The 3,859-nt window shown below is 42.3% G+C and carries 4 protein-coding genes; all 4 read left to right on the forward strand.

All coding sequences use genetic code 11. The features are described 5' to 3' along the window. Positions 1-186 precede the first annotated feature (186 nt). The 4 genes from OGM63_RS01610 to OGM63_RS01625 all read left to right on the forward strand — a co-directional run bounded on the left by OGM63_RS01610 (position 187) and on the right by OGM63_RS01625 (position 3,798). Positions 187-915: an ABC transporter ATP-binding protein gene (locus OGM63_RS01610; RefSeq protein WP_263743752.1), complete on the forward strand. Its 729-nt coding sequence runs from the start codon at positions 187-189 to the stop codon at positions 913-915. Positions 916-1,201: 286 nt separating this feature from the next. Then, complete coding sequence (locus OGM63_RS01615) at positions 1,202-1,939, forward strand: carbonic anhydrase (protein WP_263743753.1); 738 nt, start codon at positions 1,202-1,204, stop codon at positions 1,937-1,939. Between the two features lie 600 nt (positions 1,940-2,539). After that, positions 2,540-3,274 (forward strand): carbonic anhydrase, encoded by a 735-nt coding sequence (locus OGM63_RS01620; protein WP_263743754.1) that lies wholly within the window; start codon positions 2,540-2,542, stop codon positions 3,272-3,274. Positions 3,275-3,372: 98 nt separating this feature from the next. Then, the gene (locus OGM63_RS01625; protein WP_263743755.1) at positions 3,373-3,798 is read left to right on the forward strand and encodes a M67 family metallopeptidase; all 426 of its coding nucleotides are present in this window, start codon (positions 3,373-3,375) and stop codon (positions 3,796-3,798) included. The last annotated feature ends 61 nt before the right edge of the window (positions 3,799-3,859 follow it).

Consider the following 3,859-nt stretch of genomic DNA (forward strand, 5'->3'; position numbering starts at 1 on the left):
TCCTCCTCGTACAGACGTTCCGACGGAACGTCTCTACCGCTCCTCCTCGTACAGACGTTCCGACGGAACGTCTCTACCGCTCCTCCTCGTACAGACGTTCCGACGGAACGTCTCTACCGCTCCTCCTCGTACAGACGTTCCGACGGAACGTCTCTACCGCTCCTCCTAACTCTTGGCTAATGCCCAATGACTAATGATTATTTATTAGAAGTTAACGATGTCCGTGCTGGATATATTAAAGATGTGGATATCTTGCAAGGTGTAAATTTTCGCGTGGAAGCGGGGGAATTAGTTACAGTGATTGGTCCCAACGGTGCTGGTAAATCGACCTTGGCAAAAACGATTTTTGGACTTTTGACACCTCATACAGGTACAATTACCTTCAAAGGTGAAAATATCGCCGGATTGAAGTCTAATCAAATCGTCCAGCGGGGAATGTGCTATGTACCGCAAATCGCTAACGTTTTCCCCTCCCTCAGCGTGGAAGAAAATTTAGAAATGGGTGCTTTTGTCCGCAATGTTGCTTTAAAGCCATTGAAAGATAAAATATTTAGCATGTTTCCTAGATTAAGCGATCGCCGTCGTCAACGTGCCGGCACTCTTTCTGGAGGGGAACGTCAAATGCTAGCAATGGGCAAAGCTTTGATGTTAGAACCGAGTTTGCTGCTATTAGATGAACCTTCAGCAGCTTTATCTCCCATTTTGGTAACGCAAGTTTTTGATCAGATTAGACAAATTAATCAAAGTGGTACAGCGATCGTACTAGTAGAGCAAAACGCTCGTAAAGCTTTAGAAATGGCTCATCGCGGTTGTGTGCTAGAATCTGGACGCGATGCGATTACAGGCGCCGGTCAAGACTTGTTAAACGATCCTAAAGTCGGTGAATTGTATCTTGGTGCTGGGAAAAGGCATTAGACATAGGAGTGAAAATGAATGTAGAGACTATTCTGTGCTACGTCTCTTGGGGTTCAGATAACGCATCATTAATTTCTGGAGATGTCTATTAGGCAGAGGATTGGTAGATAGTTGATAGTAGTGCCTAAAACAACTATCAACCAACAACGCTCCAACCATCTACTAACAACCATCTACCAACAAAGCAAAAATTAAATGACTCTTAAACCGTGTCAGAGGGTACTCTCACATCCCTCTTAAGTTTGATATGTTCCTGGCAATGACCAAGCTTTTGTCAGGTAGATTGATGAGTCGAATTAATGGATTTGTCGGGCGTCGTCATGTCTTGAAGCTGGCAGGTATGGTAGGCTTTGGTATGGCTACGAGTTTTAGCCTACTTTGGGATACACAGCAAGCTGTTAATCCACAAACTGTAGTTGCTGATGCTCATCCAGTCAATCCTAACCCAGTTAGTCCTGATGTAGCTTTGAGAAGATTACTGGATGGAAATAAACGATTTGTACAGCAAAAACGTAATTATCCAGACCAAAATTTGGAACGTTTGCGATCGCTCATCTTAACACAGCATCCTTTTGCGTCCGTATTGGGCTGTGCAGATTCTAGAGTACCACCAGAAATTATCTTCGATCAAGGACTGGGAAATTTATTTGTGGTGCGAGTCGCTGGTAATGTTGTCAATGATTTGGTTACAGGCAGCCTAGAATATTCTACAACAGTATTGGGTTCTCAGCTAATCCTGATTTTAGGTCATAAAAGATGCGGTGCAGTCGCCCAGGCAATGAAAAACGAGACACTTCCTGGGAAAATTGGGTTTGTTGTTGAGGGTATCAAACCAGCCGTAGAAAGGGTAAAATTAAGGACGGGGGACATTCAAGAAGAAGCGGTTCTTGCCAATATTCAATATCAGGTTGAAGAATTGCCGAAAAAATCAACGATTTTGGCGAAATTGGTAAGCGTTGGCAAACTAAAAATAATTGGCGCTTGTTACGATATTGATACAGGCAGAGTAACTGTTATTACGTGATTTTCTCGTATCTAATTGCGCTGAAATATGTATTCATTTGTAGAGTTGTTGACTGTTAATTGTTCGCTGTTATAGCGGTCAAGGGTTGAGTGATGATACATAAAACACCTCACCCCATCCCCTCTCCTGATAAAGGAAAGGGGATGGGGTTCTGTATTGCATTGCCTGCAACCCGTTATAACACAATACGCTTGGTGTTAAGGAATTGGTGGTAAAAATTGTATGTATGTATGTAGAGACGTAGCACATGCAACGTCTCTACAAGGATTTGGGACTTAACACCAACGGTATTGCGTTACAACAGTCAATAATCTTATTTTATTGGCAATAGGCGATCGCAAACCATAGACAAACACCACACTCAAGCCAGACATTCTTCTATAGATCAAAACTTCAATTGTTATACCTAATTTTGGTATAGTCGGTGCAAATAAGAAAGATTTTTTTTATGACTCAGTTGCAGTAATACTTTGAGTTTTCCTGACTCATAGCATCTTTGCACCCCTATGTCTATAAGGGAGCTTTCGTTGCGGATGAGGACAGGAGTTTATTTGTATACCAACTTGGTATACATTTTCTGTATAAAATTAAGGTGAATTGATGAGCCGAATTAATGGATTTGTTGGACGTCGTAATTTATTAAAGTTAGTAGGTGTCGGAGGTGCTGGTATTGCTGCTACTGCTGCTAGCGGTGTACTTTGGAGTCAAGACAAAGCTGTTGCTCAACAACAATCTACTCCTGTACAAAAACCTCAACCAGTTAGTCCTGATGCAGCTATAAAAAGATTGGTGGAAGGAAATAAACGGTTTGTTGACGGAAAGCGTCTCAACCCCAATCAATCACGGTTGCGTTTGCAAGAAACTTCCGTGGCTCAGTATCCGTTTGCAGCTATACTAGGTTGTGCTGATTCGAGAGTGCCTGGGGAAATTGTTTTCGATCAGGGACTAGGAGATTTATTTGTCGTCCGAATTGCTGGTAATATAGCTGCTCAAGAGGGTATAGGTAGTCTAGAATTTGCTACAGCCGTATTGGGTGTCCAAGCTATCATGGTTTTAGGTCATACTAGATGTGGTGCAGTATCAGCTGCGGTCAAAGGCGATCCTCTCCCAGGTAGAATTGGCATTTTTGTTGAAGAAATCAAGCCAGCGGTAGAAAGGGTAAGAAACAAAACTGGCAACATAGAAGAAAATGCTGTTATTGCCAATGTGCAATATCAGGTGGGAAGATTAGCAGAAAGCTCAACGATTTTGGCAAACTTGATCAAACAGGGCAAACTGAAAATTGTTGGTGGTTATTACGACCTCGCTACGGGAAAAGTAAATATGCTAGCCTGATTAATGTAGAGACGTAGCACTGCTAGGTCTGTAAAGGTTCTGGATAACGCATATTTAATTTCGGTAAATGCCTAGTTGTCTGCGGTTAATAAACAAGAGTGCTTCTTAAAGTCAGTTCACAACAAAAGCAAATAATCCGCAGCCATGCCGCAAGCACTTATCCGGAAGAGTGCTGCGGTATAATGTTGGGTTATCTGGCTAATGAGAGCAAAACTGTCGTAGAAGTAATACCGACAGAGAACGCTTGGAGTGGAGAGGATAGTAAAAGACGACGATATGCGATCGCACCCGAAATCATGTTAAAAGTACAAACATATGCACGCTCTTGCTCTTTAAATATTATTGGTATATACCACTCGCATCCCGATAATCCAGCGACACCTTCAGAAAGCGATCGCGTCCAAGCTTGGCAAGAATATTCATACATCATAGTTTCTGTCCCCAACGGCAAAGCTTTAGAACTCAAAAGCTGGCATCTTGACGACAATCACCAATTCCAAGAAGAAGCAATTGAAATTGCATAAAAAAATTAACAATCCCAAATTTTATATTTTCTTCCCCCACTCCCCACTCCCCACTCCCCAC

Source organism: Plectonema radiosum NIES-515 (assembly GCF_025753815.1).
In the GTDB taxonomy this organism is placed as follows: domain Bacteria; phylum Cyanobacteriota; class Cyanobacteriia; order Cyanobacteriales; family Nostocaceae; genus Hassallia; species Hassallia radiosum_A.